Raw genomic sequence first — 19,685 nt, forward strand, 5'->3', positions numbered from 1 at the left:
AAGCACCGGCGCCAACAACACGATTATTGAAAGATCCGCATGAGCCACCCTACCGCCTTCTCCGGCAGCCTGTTCGTGGTTGCCGCGCCATCGGGCGCCGGCAAATCGACACTGGTCAATGCATTACTGGCGCAAGAGCCCGGCATCAAATTGTCGATCTCGACCACCACGCGCGCGCCCCGTCCGGGCGAGCAGCATGGCCGCGAGTACTATTTCACGACGGCGGAAGACTTTGTCGCGCGCGCCGACCAGGGCGAATTCCTGGAATGGGCGGAAGTGCATGGCAATTACTACGGCACCTCGCGCATCATGGTGGAACAGCAAATGGCCGCCGGCACCGACATCCTGCTGGAAATCGACTGGCAGGGCGCGCGCCAGGTGCGCAAGCAATTTCCCCGCGCGGCCGGCATTTTCATCCTGCCGCCGTCGATCGATGCGCTGGAAGAACGCTTGAACAAGCGCGGCCAGGACGAGCCGCACGTGATCACGCGCCGCCTGCTGGCGGCCGGCGGCGAAATCGCACACGCTCCCGAGTTCGAGTATGTTATTATCAATGAAGAGTTTACGGTCGCTTTGTCCGAACTGAGCGCGATCGTGAGAGCGGCCCGTTGCCGGTTTGCGCAACAAGCGGCCCGCAACGCATCGTTATTCGCCCAGCTGGGCCTGCACGCAGAATAATCGTCTCTGCACGCCAGTTCACACAGCACCACGCACACAAATTTAGGAGTTACCATGGCCCGTATCACAATCGAAGATTGCCTGAAGCAGATCCCTAACCGTTTCCAGCTGACCCTGGCTGCGACCTATCGCGCACGTCAGTTGTTGCAAGGCCACACCCCGAAGGTGGAAGCCAAGGACAAGCCTACCGTTGTCGCACTGCGTGAAATCGCTGCCGGTAAAGTCGGCATCGAAATGCTGAAAAAGGTCCCGATGTAATTGGGAACCCGCGTGCCGGAACAGTGCTGACCCCTGGTTCTACCGTATCCTTTATTCACACTGTGAAGCAACGCGACGTTTTATGAGTCTGACCCCAGCCGACACGACTTCCGCAGCACTGCCGCCCCTGGCCCCGCGCCAGGCGGCAAAATCGCAGGGCGCTTCCGCGCCCGGCACCGGCACGTCCGGCGGCAACACCCCCGCAGCACCGCCAGCGCCCGCCCTCGGCGTGGCCTCCGTCAGCCATCTGGCCGACAAGCTGGCCGAATACCTTTCCCCCGCCGACCTGAAAAAAGTCAAGGAAGCCTACCGCTTCTCCGACGAAATGCACCTGGGCCAGATGCGCCGCTCGGGCGAGCCGTATATCTCGCATCCGATCGCCGTCGCCGAAATCTGCGCCGACTGGAAGCTCGACGCGCAAGCCATCATGGCCGCCCTGCTGCATGACGTGATGGAAGACCAGGACGTCAAGAAGGATGAATTGATCGAGCGCTTCGGCGCACCGGTCGCGCACCTGGTCGACGGCCTGTCGAAGCTGGAAAAGATCGAATTCCAGAGCCAGATCGAAGCACAGGCGGAAAACTTCCGCAAGATGCTGCTGGCCATGGCGTCCGACGTGCGCGTGATCCTCATCAAGCTGGCCGACCGCCTGCACAATATGCGCACGCTGGACTTCATGACGGCGGCGAAAAAGCGCCGCATCGCCAGCGAGACCATGGAAGTGTACGTGCCGATCGCGCACCGCCTCGGCCTGAACAACATCTACCACGAGCTGCAGGACCTGTCGTTCTCGCACCTGTACCCGATGCGCTACCGCACCCTGGCGAAAGCCGTCAAGGCGGCGCGCGGCAACCGGCGCGAAGTGGTCAACAAGATCATGGAAGCGGTGAAAAGCACCCTGTCCATGGCCGAACTCGAGGCCGACGTCACGGGCCGCGAAAAGACCCTGTACGACATCTATAAAAAGATGCGCAGCAAGCATTTGTCGTTCTCGCAAGTGCTGGACGTGTACGGCTTCCGCGTGGTGGTGGGCAGCTTTGCCGACTGTTACGTCACCCTGGGCACCCTGCACAGCCTGTACAAGCCCATGCCGGGCAAGTTCAAGGATTACATCGCGATCCGCAAGCTGAACGGCTACCAGTCGCTGCACACGACCGTCATCGGTCCGTACGGCACGCCCGTCGAATTCCAGATCCGCACGCAGGAAATGCACCGCACGGCCGAGTCGGGCGTGGCGGCGCACTGGCTCTACAAGAGCGGCGAATCGAATCCGTCCGACCTGCAGCAGCGCACGCATGCGTGGCTGCAATCGCTGCTCGACATCCAGCAGCAGACGGGCGACTCGGCCGAATTCCTCGAACACGTCAAGGTCGACCTGTTCCCCGATTCCGTCTACGTGTTTACGCCGAAGTCGAAGATCATCGCCCTGCCGCGCGGCGCCACGGCCATCGACTTCGCCTACTCGATCCACACGGGCATCGGCGACCAGACCGTGGCCGTCAAGATCAACAACGAAACCTCGCCCTTGCGCACCGAGCTGCACAATGGCGACATCGTGGAAATCATCACCGATTCCTCGTCGCGCCCCAGCCCGACGTGGCTGTCGTTCGTGCGCACCGGCAAGGCCCGTTCGGCCATCCGCCACCATCTGCGCACGATCAACCTGCCCGAATCGATCGCCCTGGGCCAGCAGCTGCTGTCGCAGGCGCTGCACACCCTGAACATCGACGCCGACCTGCAAGCACCGCTGGTCGAACGCCTGCTCAACGAATCGAGCGCCAATTCCATGGACGAGCTGTACGCGGACATCGGCATCGGCAAGCGCATGGCCACCCTGGTGGCACGCCACATTTTTGGCTTGATCGGCGGCGAAGCGGCCAGCATGCCCGTGGAACACAACAGCGGCAGCGAACTCGACCCTGTCACCATCTGCGGCAGCGAAGGCGTCTCCGTGCAACTGGCGCCATGCTGTTTGCCGATTCCGGGCGACCAGATCATCGGCCAGCTGCGCCGCGACCAGGGCTTGCTCGTGCACACGAGCGACTGCTCGCAAGCGAAACGCCAGCGCGCCAAGGAACCGGACCGCTGGATCGCAGTGCGCTGGGGAACCGAACTGAACCGCCGCTTCGACTGCCGCATCAAAGTGCTGATCAACAGCGAGCGGGGCATCCTCGCCCGCGTGGCCGCCGAAATCGGCGAATCCGACGCCAACATCATCTATGTGGGCATGGACGAAGACAAGGACAACGTCCTCGACCAGCTGCGCTTCACCGTGCAGGTCAAGGACCGGGTCCACCTGGCGGCCCTGCTGCGCAATGTGCGCCGCGTGGCTGGCGTGAACCGCATCCTGCGCGAGCGTAACTGATTCACGCGGCAAAAAGCTGGGATCAGACCCGCCGGGTCTGACCCCGGATCTCCGCTGCGGGCTACCGGTTCAGTTCCGCAACGCGTCGTAAAAACGCCTGATCCCCCACCGCAAATTCAGCATTGACTGCTTCTCGCAGTTGTCCGATGCAGCGATCGCCTAATTCATCCTGAAATAACGATTGGTATGTCTTTTGCCGCTCAAGCACATCACATCCAAGTTGCATATATAAAGAATGCGGAGACAGCAGATCATCATGCACGCCCTGCGCATTGCTTCGATAACTGGACCAGCAATATTGACCAGGCAATGCCACGATACCGGCCCTGACAGGGTTAAGTTCGATATAGCGCTGGCAAATCAATAAATAACGCTCGCCCTGTACCAGGCAAGATTTGTAGCGGCCCTCCCACAAACTGCCGGTGCGGCCATAACGCCAGTTGAAATACTGCACATAACGCTGGTTCAGCATTTTCATCAGCAACGACAGGGACGTTGTGCTTTGCGTGGAAAGCAATAGATGCACATGATTACTCATCAGCACATACGCATGCAGATGGCATGGTGCAAGCGCCAAACAACTGTGCAGATAATCCAGATAACGCTGCTTGTCTTGCCCATCAAGAAAGCAGGCTTGGCGATTCACGCCACGTTGCACCACATGTAAGGGAACGCCGGGCAAGACGAGCCGAAGGCGACGGGGCATGGCAACTCCTGATACCAACTGAATGGTCAGTGTGCCAGCGCGCGCCTCTGGCGTCCTGCGTCACCGCAAGCTTACCCCTCCCCCGGCGCCGGATACGTCACTTCCAGCAACTCCAGTTCCTGCTCGCCCAGCGGCGTGGTGAGGGTGATCACGTCGCCTTCGCGCGCCTTGGTGATGGTGCGGGCCATGGGCGAGACCCAGCTGATCTTGCCGTTCAGGGGATCGAACTCGTCGATGCCGACGATGGTGATGGTGTGCGTTTCGCCGTCGCTGGTGCGGTAGCTTACCGTGGCGCCGAAGAAGACCTGGTCGTTGCCATGGTGCACGCTGGGGTCGACGATGGCGGCCAGGTCCATGCGTTTGGTGAGAAAGCGGATGCGGCGGTCGATTTCGCGCAGGCGGCGCTTGCCGTAGATATAGTCGCCATTTTCCGAACGGTCGCCATTCGACGCCGCCCAATGGACGATGCGCACCACTTCCGGACGGTCGACGTCGATCAGCTGCAGCAGTTCTTCCTTGATGCGCTGATAACCGGCCGGCGTGATGTAGTTCTTGGCGCCGGCGGGAATGGCCAGCGCCAGCGCGGCCGCTTCTTCATCGTCGTCGTTGTCGGATTCTTTTACAAAGGCTTTATTCATCCGCCTATTGTAGCCCCGCCAGGGAGCCGCAGGCACACGGGATGCGGGGCGGGCCGGCTTTTTTGACGTATCATCGTGGCAATCGCGGCAAACCTGCGCCGCACACGGAGACGGATGAAAAAATTCTACAGAGTCAGGCGCTGGCTGTTCGCGCCGCTGGTCTACCTGGCCGCCATCTTCCTGCTGATCGAGGAATGGCTGTGGGCGACCGGGGCCCGCATCATGCAGGTGATCGCGCAGTTTCCGCCCCTGCATGCGCTCGAAGCGTGGATCAGGCGCCTGCCGCCGTACTGGGCGCTGGCCATCTTCGTGCTGCCGGCCGTGCTGCTGTTTCCCGTCAAGCTGCTGGCCCTGCTGGCGATCGCGCGCGGCCATGCGTTTTCCGGCATCGGCGTGATCGTCATCGCCAAGCTGGGCGGCGCGGCCGCCGTGGCGCGCCTGTACAGCCTGACGCGCCCTACCCTGCTCAGTTTGCCGTGGTTTGCGCGCTGGCATGGCTTGTTCATGGAAACCAAGGACCGCTGGATCGCCCGCCTGCGCGCCACGCGTCCATGGCGCCGAGTCAGCCGGCTGTCGGCCGCGCTGGGCCGCGCCCGCCGCGCCTGGTGGCAGCGCTTGCGCAAAGGTACGCCAGGGCGCCATAATTCCCGCCCTGCCAGGGTGCTGCGCCGCTTCGCCGCCTTCTGGCGCGCCCGCCGCTGATGAAAAAAGGCCACTCCATGCACGACACTCCCCGGCTGGCGCCCGCCCTGCGCGCGGCGGCGCCGGAGATCTACCTGTACGACGCGTCCAGCTTGCAATTGCTGGACGCCAACGATGCCGCCTGCGACAACTTGCAGTACGCGCGCAAGCAATTGCTGGCGCTGACGCCCTTCACGCTGGCGCCGCAGCTCGACGCGCAGCAGCTGGCCGCCGTGCTGGCCACCCTCGACGACAGCATCGGCGCGCAAGCGCTGCTGCACGTGCAGCAGCGCCGCCGCGACGGCAGCCTGTATTCGCTCAGCCTGCATTTGTCGCGCGCCAACCGCCACGGCCGCGCCCTGCTGCTGGCCGAGGGCGAGGACTTGCGCACGCCGCAGGCGACGGCCGCCGCCCTGGCGCAGGTGCAGTCGCGCTTCAACGCCATCGTATCGAATACGCCGGGCCTCGTGTACCAGTTCTGCCTGCATGCGGATGGACGGGCATCGTTTGCCTACCTGAGCGACGGTTGCCAGGCCCTGCTGGGCCTGAGTCCGGCACAGCTGCACGCGCGCCCGGAACTGTTTTACCAATTGATACTGGCCGACGACCGCGCCTCGTATCTTGAATCGATGCAGGCGTCGAAAAACGCCTTGTGGAGCTGGAACTGGGAAGGCCGCATCTGGATCGATGCCTGGAAGGACGTCAAATGGATCAACCTGCGCTCCACGCCGCGCGCGCTGGCCGACGGCACGGTGCAGTGGGAAGGCATCATGACGAATATCACGGAAAGCCGGCTCGAACAGATCGAAGTGCGCCAGTCGCGCGCCCGCCTGGCCGAGCTGACCGCGCATATCGACAAGGTCAAGGAGCACGAACGCACGCGCCTGGCGCGCGAACTGCACGATGACCTGGGCGGCAACCTGACGGCCATCAAGATGGCCTTGGCCATGCTGGCGCGCCGCCTGCCGCCGGACGACCCGCAGTTGCAGGAAAAGGCCGACTATGTCGACGCCCTGGTCGACCGCAGCATCGATGCCGTGCACCGCATTTCTCTGGACTTGCGCCCGTCCATGCTGGACCTGGGCCTGGTCGCCGCGCTGGACTGGCAAGTCAAGGAATTCGCGCGCCAGGCCGGCATCGAGTGCCAGTTCATTTCGAACCGCCAGCACATCGACCTCGAACTGGACCAGGCGACCAGCCTGTTCCGCATCGCCCAGGAAGCGCTGACGAATATCGCCAAGCATGCGCAGGCGAGCAAGGTCAGCGTGCGCCTGGCCCGGCAGCGCCAGCATATCAGCCTGTCGATCGCCGACAATGGCGTCGGCATGCGCCTGTCCGACCGCGCCAAGCCGCAATCGTTCGGCATCCGCGGCATGACAGAACGGGCCAGCGCGCTGGGCGGCACCCTGAGCCTGATGGATGGGCCGGGCGGCGGCACCATCTTGAGCATAAAAATCCGGCTGACCACGGCGCGAGAGGCGATAATAGCGGCTGCAGCCAGTGCGCCAGCGCACAGCGGGCCGCCGCCAGACGCGGCCTAGTGGGTGAATCAGATAGGAAACAACGCAGTCATGAAAGAAAAAGCCACCATCCGGGTATTCATCGCCGACGATCATGCGATCGTGCGCGAAGGCTTGAAGCAAATCCTCGCCGACACGAAGGACATCATCGTGGCCGGCGAAGCCGAAAATGGCCACGACGCCATCAAACTGTTCCGCGGCTCGAAATGCCAGGTGTTGCTGCTCGACATCTCCCTGCCCGACCGCAGCGGCATCGAGGTGCTCAAGCAGATCAAGAAGGAAAAGCCGGAACTGGCCGTGCTGATGCTGTCCATGCACCGCGAGGACCAGTACGCCATCCGTTCGCTCAAGGCGGGCGCGGCCGGTTACCTGACGAAACAGAGTGCGCCGCGCGAACTGGTCACGGCCATCCGCCAGGTGGCGCAGGGCCTGAAATACATCAGCGCCTCGCTGGCGCAGGAACTGGCCAACACGGTGGGCGAAGACCACGAAACGGCCTTGCACGACACCTTGTCTGACCGCGAATACCAGACCCTGGTCATGATTGCCTCGGGCAAGGCGGTAGGCGCCATCGCCGAGGAGCTGAAATTGTCCGTGAAAACCATCAGCGAATACCGCGCCCGCTTGCTGGTCAAGATGAAACTCAAGAATAGCGCCGAACTGACGCACTACGCCATCCGCAACCAGCTGGTGGATTGACGTAAAGCGGCATGCCCGCTGGCATCGGGCGAATTGGCAGGACTTCTCCTTGCTTCTCGCACAATAAGTTCTTTGCCAACTCGCATATCATGAGGATAATGAGAAATATCTGAAAAGGCTGTGCCTACATGTCCAGTAAATTGCCATCTTCCCCAGCAAGCGCTCCCGCTGGCGCCACGAATACCGCCGCCGCGATGAACCCGGCCGATATCGCCCGCGAAGCGTTTCGCCGCCTGGCCACGCGCCGCATCGCCCCGACGCCGAGCGCCTACCGCGATATCTACAATGAAATCGCCGGCATCAGCGAAGCGGCGGACAGCCCTGTAGCGCCGGGTGCCGTGCTGGCAGCGAGCGCACCCACGGAGAGCGGCGCGGAAAACGTCCTGACGCAATTTGCCGCCAAGATGAGCGAATCGGCGGGCGAACTGGGCGACTTTGGCAAGCGTTTCCAACGCGCACTGAAAGCGCGCGACTGGGACAGCTATGCGCGCACCCTGGCGCAGCTGGCGGAAAAACAGGTGAAGAAAGGCGGCGGCATCGAATTGCCGCCCCTGCCGGACGGCGAACAGACGCGCACCCTGCGTGAATTGCTCAGCCGCACCCTGGGCTTTGCCGTCGCCACATTGCTGACGGGCACGCCCGCGCTGGTGGAGGAGGCGGAGTCCTTGGGCGCGGCCATCAAGCTGGCGCACACGGAAGAAGCGCTGAACGAAGCGGCCCTGCGCCTGAAACAGCTGTGCTACCAGATCGAACTGAAAAGCGGCGACACGGCCGAGCAGCAGGAATTGCTGCTGCGCCTGTTCAAGCTGCTGCTCGACAACGTCAGCCAATTGCTCGACGACGACAGCTGGCTGCGCGGCCAGGTCGATGCCGTGCAAAACCTGATCGCCGGCCCGCTCGACCAGCGCGCGCTGGAAGACGCCACGCGCAGCCTGAAGGAAGTCATCTACAAGCAAAGCCAGCTCAAGCACAGCCTGTCCGACGTCAAACTGACGGTCAAGAACATGATGATGACCTTCATCGACCGCCTGGGGCAAGTGGCGGCCAGCACGGGCGACTTCCATGAAAAGATCGGCGGCTATTCGGAAAAGATCAGCCAGGCGGAAAATATCAGCGAGTTGAACAGCGTTCTCGACGAAGTCTTGCGCGAAACGCGCATGGTGCAGAACGAGGCCTTGCGCGCGCGCGACAAGATGGTGCTGGCGCGCCAGGAAGTGCAGGATGCGGAACAGCGCATCCACACGCTGGAAGCGAAGCTCCAGCATATGAGCGAACTGGTGCGGGAAGACCAGCTGACGGGCAGCCTGAACCGCCGCGGCCTGGACGACGTGTTCGAACGCGAGACGGCCCGCTCGGACCGCCGCGGCACGCCGCTGTGCATCGCCATGCTGGACCTGGACGATTTCAAGCGCCTGAACGACACCTACGGCCACCTGGCCGGCGATGCCGCGCTGAAGCACCTGGTGAAAATCGTCAAGGAAACCCTGCGCTCGATGGACGTCATCGCCCGCTTTGGGGGCGAGGAATTCCTCATCCTGCTGCCGGAAACGACGGTCGAGGCGGCCTCATCGACGATGACGCGGCTGCAACGCGAACTGACCCGGCATTTCTTCCTGCACGACAACGAAAAAGTCTTGATCACCTTCTCCGCCGGCGTGGCCCTGCGCCTGCCCAATGAAGACCAGGCCGAGCTGGTCAAGCGCGCCGACCGCGCCATGTACCAGGCCAAGCAGACGGGCAAGAACCGGGTGGTTGTGGCGGACTGAACCACTACATACGGTACGTGCCAACGAAAATGCCGCTCATCGAGCGGCATTTTTGCATTCCGGCGCCACTGGGGCGCCTGGCGCGAGCATCAACGGTACGGATGCTCGTCGGCAAAGAAATCGATCAAGCCGCCTTCGTGCTCGATCAGGATGGACTTGGCAACGATGCCCTCGCGCGCCATTTCGGCCGCGATATCGCGCGCGCGCCACTGCGTGGGGATGATGACCACGTCGACGGGATCTGTTTTCAGCACGTCGCGGTAGACGATTTGCTGGCCCAGGCCCGGCACGAAGGTGCCGGCCTTGTCCGGATCGGAATCGACCACCAGCGGGAAGCGCTGCGCGTCGGCGCCGAACTGGTGCATGAAGGCGGCGGCCTTGCCCGTGCCCCCCCAGATGGCCACGCGCTGGCCGCCGCTAGACAATGTGTCGAGCTGGGCGGCAATGTTCTTGCGGCTGCGCTGGGCGGCGACGGCAAACGCATTGCTGTGGCGCACCTGCTCGCGCAGGGCCTTCGGAATCTGCAGGCGCACCAGCGCATACACCACTTCACCGTCATAGCCATGCGCCAGCTGCACCACCTCGCCTGCGCGCTGCATCAGGGTGCGGAACGATTCCGTCGTGAAATGCGACATGTGTTCATAGAAGAAATCGGCCAGGCGGCCTGTGGCGAAGACCCGGTCGATGCACGGCACTTCGGCAAACAGCCAGATTGGCTTGTCCGAGCGCGAAGCAGCCCACGCCATCTGCTCGACCAGCGAAGCGGGATCGGTCAGGTGTTCCAGCACATGGCGGATCACCAGCGCATCGGGCGCGAACTCGGGTACGTCCTGCAGCGGCTGGAAATAGCGCGCGTGAAACTCCACGCCGCGGCCCGTTTCCGGCGTGGCATTCGGATCGAAACCGATGAAACGCCCCTGCTCGCCGCGGACATCGGCCAGCGCGCGCACGAAATGGCCTTCGCCGCAACCGATGTCGATCACCGTCGGCGAGGCCGGCAGCTGGGCCAGCAGCACGTCGCGCGTATCGGCCAGGTGGCCCTTCCAGATGCCGCCCTTGTTGAACATGCGGTTGGGATTGTTTTGGTAGGGAATGGCGTCATAGGAAAACGCGCGGTTCCATACGTGCGTGCACTGCGGGCATTGCACGAAATCATGCGGTTGCACGGCCATTGCCTGTGCTTCGGCCGCGCTGGCTGGCCAGCCCAGGGTGGCCAGCGCCTGCTGGCCGCCATCGAAAAACGCCGCCGCCACGCTATGCGCGCAGACGGGACAGACTGCCGGGACTAATTGCTGTTTCATGCAAAGATCACTTTCTTGAAGTAGGCGATGGTTTCTTTCAAGCCATCATGCAGGCTTACCGCCGGTTCCCATTCCAGGGCGGCGCGCGCCTTGGCGATGTCGGGCTGGCGGCGCACGGGGTCGTCGGCCGGCAAGGGGCGGAAGACCAGTTCGCTTTTCGATTCCGTCAGGCGCAGCACCAGCTCGGCCAGTTCGCGGATGGTGAATTCGGCGGGATTGCCCAGGTTCATGGGGCCGATTTCCTGCGTCTGGTTCATCATGCGCACCATGCCTTCGATCAAGTCATCGACATAGCAGAACGAGCGCGTCTGCTGGCCGTCGCCGTACAGGGTGATCGGGTCGCCGCGCAGCGCCTGCACGATGAAGTTGCTGACCACGCGGCCATCGTTCGGATGCATGCGCGGGCCATAGGTATTAAAGATGCGCACGACGCGGATATCCACGGCCGACTGGCGGTGGTAATCGAAGAACAGCGTTTCGGCGCAGCGCTTGCCCTCATCGTAGCAGGCGCGCGGGCCGATCGGATTGACATGGCCCCAGTAATCCTCGCGCTGCGGATGCACTTGCGGATCGCCATACACTTCCGAGGTGGACGCCTGCAGGACGCGCGCGCGCTTGCGCTTGGCCAGGCCCAGCATGTTGATGGCGCCCAGCACCGAGGTCTTGGTGGTCGAGGTCGGATCATTCTGGTAATGCACGGGGCTGGCCGGGCAAGCCAGGTTGTAGATGCGGTCCACTTCCACGTACAGCGGCAGCCACACGTCGTGGCGCAGCAGCTCGAAGCGCTTGTGGCCCAGCAGGTGGCGGATATTGTCCTTGCTGCCCGTGTAGAAATTATCCACGCACAGCACGTCGTGGCCATCGGCGATCATGCGGTCGCACAGGTGCGAGCCGAGGAAGCCGGCACCGCCGGTAATCAGGGTAGTACGGGCCATCATTGTTCTCCTGCGTTGTCAATCACAGCCATCCGCGCCCGCCACATGCCCCACATGGCGTCTTCGAAATGGCGCGCAAAACGGGGCGCGTCGTACAGGGGCGAGGCCAGCACCTGGTCGCGCAAGCCGGCGCGCAGGGCGGCCAGCTGCGCCAGGTCGCCGGCTTTCTGGGCTGCAATGGCCACATAATCATCATCGTTCGTGGCAACCCAGTCCGGCAAGCCCGCATTGTGCATGACAGACTCGCCCAGATGCGACAGGAAGCATTCGCCGCAACGCGTAACGATGGGCAAGCCCATCCATAATGCTTCCATGCTGGTCGTGCCGCCCGGATACGGGAAGGGATCGAGCACGATGTCGGCTTGCTGGTAGGCGGCCAGCAGCTCGGCGCGCGGCGCGGAACCTTCCAGGCGCAGGCGTTCGGCGCCGATGCCATGGGCGGCAAAACGTGCCAAGGTGCGGCTGCACACGCCGGCGTCAGTCAATTGCAATGTTTTCAGGAACAGTCGGGAACCGGGCACGGCGTGCAAAATCCGGGCCCATACGGCCACCACGCCATCATTCATCTTGTTCAGTTTATTGAAGCAGGCAAACGTGACAAAGCCATTTTCCAGAGCGGGCAACGGGCTGACGGAAATATCAAAGGCCGGCGGACTGAAACACAGATAACTGTCCGGCATGTGCCACAGTGTTTCCGTGAAGGCCGCACTTTCTTCCAGTGGCGCGACAAAGCGGTCGCCCAGCAAATAATCCATCTGCTGCACGCCCGTGGTAGCGAAGTAGCCGAGCCAGGTCGCCTGCACGGGGGCGGGTCGCCAGGCAAACAGCGGCAGGCGGTTATCGGCCGTATGGCCGGCCAGGTCGAGCAAAACATGCACGCCATCGGCTTCGATCATTTTCGCGGCTTCCTCGTCTGTCTTGTCGACAAGAGGACGCCAGGCGGAAAAATAAGGAGCGATGCGGTCCGTCAATTCATCCACCTTGATCACGGTGGGATAGGCAATTATTTCGACTCGCCGCGTGTTCAGCGATGCCAGCATGCTTTCCAAAAAATACCCGACCGGATGCTTGCGCAAGTCGCCCGAGACGACGCCGATGCGCAAGCGCGCGGCATCGCGCCGACACGACCAGGTTTTGAAGGGCTTGCTGGCACAGGACGCCACGGCTTTGCCATAGCGCCTGGCTTCAGCCAGATGGCGGCCGGCCGCACTCATGGCACTGTAACTTTGCAGCATCAGCAGATTGCTATGCGCACTGAAAAATTCAGGCATCATGGTGATCGCCCGGCGATAGCTCAATTCAGCGGGGCCGAGCCGTCCCAATTCCTGCAGGACCAATCCCATATTGTTCTGCACTTCTACATCGCGCGGCAATAAGCGGACGGCTTTCTGCATGCATGGCAAGGCAGGCCTGAGGCGCCCCTGCATCAACAACGCAAGGCCAAGCATCTTCCAGGCCACACCGTCATTCGCCTTGCGGCGGGTCAACGAGCGCGCCTCGCGCTCCAGCTCCGGATACCGTTGCTGGTCAAACAGGATCGTCATGGCTTCCGAGCGCGGCCTCTCCGATGGAGCTGCCACATTTTCTGGCTCAGGCTGTGGTGATGCGGTGGGCCCTGGCACGCCATTCATGCGCGCGGTCAATTCCTGCTGCAGGCGGTCGGTGTCCAGGCTGTCGAGACCATGCTGGCGCCCGAGCGCCAACATTTGCTGGGCTGTTTCATATTGCTCAGCCACTGTCAGTGCTTCAATATAATCAAGCCAGCTCGTGGCCTGGTCCGGGTGTGCGCCCAGCACGACAGCAAAATAAGGCACGGCAGCGGCCGCATCGCCGACCCGCATGGACAACAAGCCAAGTTGACGATTGGCAAATGGTTCCTGCGGCGCCAGTTCCAGTACTGCCAGAAACAATTGTGCGGCCACGTCCAGTTCGCCGTCACGCAAATGCTGCTGCGCCATCTGCAGCGCCGCATCGATGGTCTGTGCCACTTCGTGCCCCTGCGGCGCGGGGGTGGAGCTGTTTGAGTCCATTTCAGTCGTTGTCATAAAAACCCGAGGTTAGGCCACGTAACGCTGCCACGACAGCCATGGCAGGCGGAATGTGCGATATGGAAACAATATTACCAGTTGCTCCATGGCGCAAGACGACGAGCATAGGGGGAAAGGGGCGGCTTATAGATGCTTTACAGAATGGCGATACTGGCCAGCCTGGCCGGCCAGGCGGGGAAACAGGGGCGCGAAAAGGTGAAAATAAATCTTTTTACGCCCTCAAGTTTTGTTTTTTCCTGCCGTCTAGCGTGCCGCACTGCGGAAAAATGAGGGTAAAAAAATAAAATAAAGAATGTTTTTCCCTATCAACTTTTTCAGGCAGCCACCGATAAACATTACAACGACGGTTTGATTGCTTCAAAGTACAGAGGCAGACCAACGTGAATAGCACATAGCGCAATGTAATACCTGTCTGGAGAATTAAAATGGCTGCAGTAATTAACACCAACATCGCTTCCCTGAACTCGCAACGCAACCTGTCGACCTCGCAATCGGCCTTGACCACCTCGCTGCAACGCCTGTCCTCCGGTCTGCGTATTAACAGCGCCAAAGACGATGCCGCCGGCCTGTCGATTTCGGACCGCATGACGTCGCAAATCAACGGCATGACGCAAGCCACCCGCAACGCCAACGACGGCGTATCGCTGGCGCAAACGGCCGAGGGTGCACTGTCGAGCTCGGGCGACATCCTGCAACGCATCCGCCAACTGGCCGTGCAATCGTCGAACGCCACCAACTCGGCCAGCGACCGTCAAGCGCTGCAAACCGAAGTCGGCCAGCTGAACTCGGAACTGAACCGTATCGCCACCACCACCTCGTTCAACGGCCAGGCTTTGCTGGACGGCACGATGGGTACGGCCAACTTCCAGGTCGGCGCCGATGCCAACCAATTGATTTCGGCCAATGGCGCGAACTTCCTGACCAGCACCTACGGTAACAACCGCGTGGAAAATGCTGCAGTGCAAGCATCGACGGCCAGCAACGCTATCGCTTCCGGCAAGCTGGCAATCTCGGGCAAGTTTGGCGCCGCCACCGTCGACACCACGACCACGTCGTCGGCCAAGTCGGTTGCCGCCGCAGTGAACGCCAAGACCGCCAACACCGGCGTGACGGCTGAAGCCCGCACCGACGTCAACCTGAACCTGGGCGCTGAAGCGTACTCGTTCAAGATTGCCTCGGACAATGCTACTGACGTGACCGTATCGTTCGCCGTCACCGGCGCCGCCAACACGGCCACCGACTTTGCCGCCGGTATCAACGCGATCAATGCGCAAACGGCCAAGACAGGCGTGACCGCCCAGTATGATGCATCGCAAGGCGGCATCAAACTGAGCAACGCTACCGGTGCGGATATCAAGATCACCAACGGCACCAATGCCAACGTCAAGCTGGAAGTATCCACCTACGATGCGGCTGGCGTAAAAGTGGCTACCCCCTTCACGGCAGCTACCGCAGCTAACGGTGTTGCAACTGCCAACGGCCGCGTCACCTTCGACGGCGACAGCAGCTTCTCGGTCAGCGAAACAGCCGCAACCGGCCTGAAACTGACGGGTGCAGCCGCTGTGGGCGCCAACCAGGGCTCCACCCTGAAAGCTGTCTCGACACTGGACGTCACCACGTTCGAAGGCGCCCAGCTGGCACTGAAGATCACGGATGCAGCCTTGTCCACGGTCAACAGCCAACGCGCCCAGTACGGTGCTTTGCAATCGCGCTTCTCTTCGGCGATCAGCAACCTGCAATCGACGACGGAAAACCTGTCGGCTTCGCGCAGCCGCATCGTCGATACCGACTTTGCTGCAGAAACGGCCAGCATGACCCGTGGCCAGATTCTGCAACAAGCTGGTACCGCCATGCTGGCGCAAGCGAACTCGCTGCCAAACGGCGTGCTGAGCCTGCTGCGCGGCTAATCTTCGATTAGCAACGCTACATCGCTGGACTCAGGTTCCCCTGCCGGATTTCTTCGGCAGGGGAATTTTCACTAGGGGAGCAACATGACTATCGACACCATCGCTGCCGCCTCCGCAGCGCGCATCGACAAGAACTACCCATCCGCGGAACCGGCCACCACGCGCCCGCAGGCGGCACGTAACGCGAGCACCGGCATCGACGCGACGACCAGCAAAACCAAGGAACCGAGCCGCGAAGAGCTGGACCAGGCCGTTTCGGAACTGAACCAGTCGCCACAGGTCAAAACCCAGGGCTTGCAATTTTCCATCGACGAAGACAGCCAGCGCACCGTGGTCAAGATCATCGACCAGGAAACGCAGGAAGTCCTGCGCCAGATCCCCACCCGGGAAGCGCTGGAAATCGCCAAGTCCTTTGCTTCGGCAAAAGGCCAGCTGATCAGCCAAAGCGCATAATCCATGCCGACAGCAAGCGCAGGGCCAGTGCAATATAGCAACATAGCAACGGAACCGCGAACAAGGGCCAGCCAGCCACACCTGGACTGGCCCTGTTTTTTAGTGCACTCCACATAACAAAACCCCGCCATTGCGCCCCGCCTGTTCTGCCAGCTGAAAACAGGACCATAAAAGCCCCTCTCAAGTCCTGATTGATTCTGCCGATAACAGCTTATATTAGTGTTTTCCTAGGAGCATGTAGTGGCCATCTCACCAACCTTATCCTCCCCAGGCATCGGCAACAGCACGCTGGACGTCACCGCCCTCATCGATAAGCTGATGACAGCTGAAGCACTGCCCCTGGCATCGTATGACAAGAAAACCGCTTCCTACCAGGCCAAGCTGAGCGCGCTGGGCACGCTGAGCGGCGCCGTGGGCGCCTTCCAGACCTCTCTCTCGGGCTTGAGCAACAGCAACAGTTTCCGCGCCGTCTCGGCGATGCCTGCCGACCCTCTGGTGTTCACGGCCTCGGCTGGCGCCAAGGCCGTGGCCGGCAATTACAATATCAATGTCAGCCAGCTGGCGCAGTCGCAAACCTTGACCTCGGCCGGCTACGCCAGCAAGATTTCCACCATCGGCTCGGGCGCCAAGACCACCATTTCCTTCCAGTTGGGCAATGTTACCGGTGGTATCTTCGGCATGAAAGGTACGGCGCTCAGCGGTACCACTTTGCAAAACGGCATCAACAACGGCTCCCTGACCCTGAATGGCACGGCCATTCCCACCGATAGCACGACCAAGAGCACGCGCGCGCTGGCCGAAGCCATCAATGCCAAGAGCAGCACCACGGGCGTGACGGCAACGGCGCAGCCGGCCGCCAGCAACGCCACCCTGTTCGCCGGCTATGGCAATGTTGCCACGGGAGCCGACGGCACCTATGCGCTGTCCGTCGGCGGCGTCAATATCGTTACGCAAGGCAATGGCGTGGCTGCGGGTGCCGGTATTACGGGCGCCTCGCTCGACACCACCCTGGCCGGCCCGAACGCCGTCTCGAACGCGCTGGCAGAAGCGAACATCACCGTCACCGGCAAGGCTGCCGACGGCACCCTGCAATTTACGCGCGCCGACGGCTCCAACATCCAGATCGAGGAAGTGGTCACGGGCGACGTCAAGGGCGGCATCGGCCATGCGTCCACGGCCACCAACACGGGCTTTAATGTCACCGTCGCCAGTTCCATCACGCTCGCCTCAACCAATGGCAGCCCCATCACGGTTGCCGGCAGCAATCCGGCGGCGGCCGGGCTGACGGCCGGTGCCGGCGGTGCGTATATCGGCAGCGGCTTTACCCAGGATGCGACGCAGGCGACCGGCACGGTGGTCATCGATTCGACAAACAACTCGCTGCAAGGCATCCGCGACGCCATCAACAATGCGGGCCTGGGCGTGACCGCCAGCATCGTTTCCGATGGTTCGGACAAGCCGCACCATCTGGTGCTGAGCTCGTCGAAGTCGGGTGCCAACTCCTCCATGAAGATTTCGCTGAGCGGCAGTGAGGGCCAGCCCGCCGACAGCGCGCTGAGCGACTTGCTGTCCTACGACGCGTCGGGCACGCAAAACCTGAAACAGAACAGTGCCGCGCAGAACACCATGCTCAGCGTCAACGGCATTCCCATCACGAACAGCTCTAACAGCATCGACAGCGCCATCGAAGGCGTGACCCTGAACGTGCTGAAGGTGGGCAACAGCTCGCTGTCCGTGTCGAAAGACACGTCGACGGTGAAGACCGGCGTCACCGCCTTCGTCAAGGCGTACAACGACTTGAACGCGTCGATCGCCAAAATGACGTCATACAACGCGGAAACCAAGCAGGCTGGCGTCATGCTGGGCGATTCGACCACGCAGTCGATCCAGTCGCAGCTGCGCAAGCAGTTGAGCACATCGATCACTGGACTGGCCGGCAACCTGAAGACCTTGGACCAGGTCGGCATTACCTTCCAGAAAGACGGCAGCCTGGTACTCGATTCGGCCGTGCTGGACAAGGCCATCAGCGCCAATTTCTCCGACGTGGCCGGCCTCTTCTCTGCCCTGGGAAAAACCACGGACAGCAACGTCAGCTTCACCAGTTCGACGGCCGCCACCAAGCCCGGCTCGTATGCGCTGAACATCACCAACATGGCCAGCCAGGGCACCCTGAACGGCACCCTGACCTTGCCGGCATCGACGACGATTGCCAGCGACACCACGTGGAGCGTCACGCTGAACGACACGGAACCTGCGGCGGCCAAGAATACGGCGACCGTGACCATACCTGCTGGCAACTATACGCCGGCCCAGCTGGCCGGCATGATCCAGTCGTCGATCAACGGCGTGAAGACCTTCAGTGAAAACGGCGGATCGGTGACAGCTTCGATCGACGGCAATGGCCGCCTGGTAGTGGCGTCGGCCCGTTACGGCTCCGTCTCCAACCTGGCCGTGGCCAGCGTCACCGGCACGGGCGTGGAATCGCTGATCGGCGCCGGCGTCACGCCTACCAAGGGGACGGACGTGGCCGGCACCATCGGCGGCCAGGCCGTCATCGGTTCGGGCCAGACCTTGACGGGCGCGCCCGGTTCGCCTGCCGACGGCCTGAAGATCGAAGTGACGGGCGGCGGCCTGGGCGACCGGGGCACGGTGAGCTTTTCGCAGGGCTACGCCTACCAGCTGAACAACCTGGCCACCTCCTTCCTCGGCACGGACGGCCTTATCACCGGCCGCACCACAGGCATCAACAAAAGCATCAAGGATGTGGCCGACCAGCGCCAGCGCTTTGCAGACAAGCTGACGGGTATCGAAGCGCGCTACCGCGCCCAGTACACGCGCCTGGACGTGACGCTGAGCAAAATGGCGACCACGCAATCGTATTTGACCCAGCAGCTGGCCGCCCTCGCCGCCAACCGTTAAGCCCAATCATCAGGAGAACATATGTTTGGAACCCAACAACGCGGCGTCAATGCCTATGCCAAGGTCGGCCTGGAAACGGGTATCGTCTCGGCCTCGCCGCACAAGCTGATCGTGATGCTGTACGACGGCGCCCTGGTGGCTGTGCTCAGCGCGCAGATGCACATGAAATCGGGCAATGTGCCGGAAAAAGGCAAGTCCATCTCGAAAGCCATCCAGATCATCGACAATGGCTTGCGCGCCAGCCTGGACAAGGAAGCGGGCGGCCAGATCGCGGAAGGCCTCGACGCCCTGTATGAGTACATGAGCGCGCGCCTGCTGACGGCCAACCTGAACAACGATATTACCCTGCTGGAAGAAGTGCAGCGCCTGCTGACCGACCTGCGCGAAACCTGGAACGCCATAGGCGCCACTCCCGCCGCCATTCCCGGCGCCGATCTGAAACGTATGCCCAGCATTGCGAGCGCCTGACCCATGATGACGAATCAAGAAGTCCTGACCACCTACGAAGCCATGCAGTCCCTGACGGGCCAGATGGTAACCGCCGCCACCAACGCCGACTGGGACGAGCTCGAAGCGCTGGAACAGCGCATCAGCGCGCATGTGGCCACGCTGAAGGCGAATGAAGAAAAAGTCGTGCTGGAGACCGCCGGCCGCCAGCGCAAGGTCACGCTGATCAAGCAGATGCTCGAAGACGACCGCAAGATCCGCGACCTGACCATGCCATGGATGGCGCAATTGTCCAAGCTGATCAACAGCACCGGCACTGAACGGCGCCTGGCCAACGCCTACGGCGCGTAAGCGCACACGGGGG

17 protein-coding genes are annotated in these 19,685 nt (G+C 62.1%); 12 read left to right on the top strand and 5 right to left on the bottom strand.

What is annotated here, in order from left to right; all coding sequences use genetic code 11:
* Window positions 1-39 precede the first annotated feature (39 nt).
* The 3 genes from gmk to IGS55_RS09205 all read left to right on the top strand — a co-directional run bounded on the left by gmk (window position 40) and on the right by IGS55_RS09205 (window position 3,301).
* Window positions 40-678, top strand: coding sequence for a guanylate kinase (gmk, locus tag IGS55_RS09195; RefSeq protein WP_080753685.1), 639 nt, complete (start codon window positions 40-42; stop codon window positions 676-678).
* A 54-nt stretch (window positions 679-732) separates the two neighbouring features.
* On the top strand, window positions 733-936 hold the full coding sequence (gene rpoZ / locus IGS55_RS09200; RefSeq protein ID WP_010400723.1) for a DNA-directed RNA polymerase subunit omega: 204 nt from the start codon (window positions 733-735) through the stop codon (window positions 934-936).
* An 82-nt stretch (window positions 937-1,018) separates the two neighbouring features.
* A complete protein-coding gene (locus IGS55_RS09205; protein ID WP_230517264.1) occupies window positions 1,019-3,301 on the top strand; it encodes a RelA/SpoT family protein in 2,283 nt (760 codons plus the stop codon).
* A 61-nt stretch (window positions 3,302-3,362) separates the two neighbouring features.
* On the opposite strand, the gene IGS55_RS09210 is transcribed toward IGS55_RS09205, so the two are convergent.
* Together IGS55_RS09210 and greB are read right to left on the bottom strand one after the other, a co-directional pair.
* On the bottom strand, window positions 3,363-4,007 hold the full coding sequence (locus tag IGS55_RS09210; protein ID WP_230517263.1) for a transposase: 645 nt from the start codon (window positions 4,005-4,007) through the stop codon (window positions 3,363-3,365).
* A gap of 71 nt (window positions 4,008-4,078) precedes the next feature.
* Window positions 4,079-4,645 (bottom strand): transcription elongation factor GreB, encoded by a 567-nt coding sequence (gene greB / locus IGS55_RS09215; protein ID WP_230517262.1) that lies wholly within the window; start codon window positions 4,643-4,645, stop codon window positions 4,079-4,081.
* 114 nt (window positions 4,646-4,759) lie between these two features.
* Here greB and IGS55_RS09220 point away from each other — a divergent pair, with 114 nt between their 5' ends.
* The 4 genes from IGS55_RS09220 (at window position 4,760) to IGS55_RS09235 (ending at window position 9,311) form a co-directional block, all read left to right on the top strand.
* Entirely contained in the window at window positions 4,760-5,347 is a 588-nt protein-coding gene (locus tag IGS55_RS09220) for a hypothetical protein (RefSeq protein WP_230517261.1), read from the top strand.
* Between the two features lie 17 nt (window positions 5,348-5,364).
* Window positions 5,365-6,867 (top strand): sensor histidine kinase, encoded by a 1,503-nt coding sequence (locus IGS55_RS09225; protein WP_230517260.1) that lies wholly within the window; start codon window positions 5,365-5,367, stop codon window positions 6,865-6,867.
* A 30-nt stretch (window positions 6,868-6,897) separates the two neighbouring features.
* Window positions 6,898-7,545: a response regulator gene (locus IGS55_RS09230; RefSeq protein ID WP_230517259.1), complete on the top strand. Its 648-nt coding sequence runs from the start codon at window positions 6,898-6,900 to the stop codon at window positions 7,543-7,545.
* A 194-nt stretch (window positions 7,546-7,739) separates the two neighbouring features.
* Entirely contained in the window at window positions 7,740-9,311 is a 1,572-nt protein-coding gene (locus IGS55_RS09235; RefSeq protein ID WP_230517283.1) for a diguanylate cyclase, read from the top strand.
* A gap of 89 nt (window positions 9,312-9,400) precedes the next feature.
* Here the strand turns inward: IGS55_RS09235 and IGS55_RS09240 are convergent, their stop codons facing one another.
* Genes IGS55_RS09240 through IGS55_RS09250 form a run of 3 tightly spaced genes read right to left on the bottom strand, consistent with a single transcriptional unit; the run spans window position 9,401 to window position 13,577 of the window.
* A complete protein-coding gene (locus IGS55_RS09240; protein WP_230517258.1) occupies window positions 9,401-10,612 on the bottom strand; it encodes a class I SAM-dependent methyltransferase in 1,212 nt (403 codons plus the stop codon).
* Complete coding sequence (locus IGS55_RS09245) at window positions 10,609-11,550, bottom strand: UDP-glucuronic acid decarboxylase family protein (protein WP_230517257.1); 942 nt, start codon at window positions 11,548-11,550, stop codon at window positions 10,609-10,611. Before IGS55_RS09245 ends, IGS55_RS09240 begins: the two co-directional genes overlap by 4 nt.
* Complete coding sequence (locus IGS55_RS09250) at window positions 11,547-13,577, bottom strand: O-linked N-acetylglucosamine transferase, SPINDLY family protein (protein ID WP_230517256.1); 2,031 nt, start codon at window positions 13,575-13,577, stop codon at window positions 11,547-11,549. Before IGS55_RS09250 ends, IGS55_RS09245 begins: the two co-directional genes overlap by 4 nt.
* A 443-nt stretch (window positions 13,578-14,020) precedes the next feature.
* On the opposite strand from IGS55_RS09250, the gene IGS55_RS09255 reads away from it, so the two are divergent.
* The 5 genes from IGS55_RS09255 to IGS55_RS09275 all read left to right on the top strand — a co-directional run bounded on the left by IGS55_RS09255 (window position 14,021) and on the right by IGS55_RS09275 (window position 19,672).
* Window positions 14,021-15,502 (top strand): flagellin N-terminal helical domain-containing protein, encoded by a 1,482-nt coding sequence (locus IGS55_RS09255; protein ID WP_230517255.1) that lies wholly within the window; start codon window positions 14,021-14,023, stop codon window positions 15,500-15,502.
* An 84-nt stretch (window positions 15,503-15,586) separates the two neighbouring features.
* Window positions 15,587-15,955 (top strand): flagellar protein FlaG, encoded by a 369-nt coding sequence (locus IGS55_RS09260; RefSeq protein WP_230517254.1) that lies wholly within the window; start codon window positions 15,587-15,589, stop codon window positions 15,953-15,955.
* 240 nt (window positions 15,956-16,195) lie between these two features.
* Window positions 16,196-18,874, top strand: coding sequence for a flagellar filament capping protein FliD (fliD, locus tag IGS55_RS09265; protein ID WP_329958137.1), 2,679 nt, complete (start codon window positions 16,196-16,198; stop codon window positions 18,872-18,874).
* A gap of 21 nt (window positions 18,875-18,895) precedes the next feature.
* Window positions 18,896-19,342, top strand: coding sequence for a flagellar export chaperone FliS (fliS, locus tag IGS55_RS09270; RefSeq protein ID WP_230517253.1), 447 nt, complete (start codon window positions 18,896-18,898; stop codon window positions 19,340-19,342).
* Window positions 19,343-19,345: 3 nt separating this feature from the next.
* Entirely contained in the window at window positions 19,346-19,672 is a 327-nt protein-coding gene (locus IGS55_RS09275; protein WP_230517252.1) for a flagellar protein FliT, read from the top strand.
* Window positions 19,673-19,685: the final 13 nt, after the last annotated feature.

The sequence above is a fragment of the Janthinobacterium sp. EB271-G4-3-2 genome, from assembly GCF_020858035.1.
GTDB classification, from domain to species: Bacteria; Pseudomonadota; Gammaproteobacteria; order Burkholderiales; family Burkholderiaceae_D; genus Janthinobacterium; species Janthinobacterium aestuarii.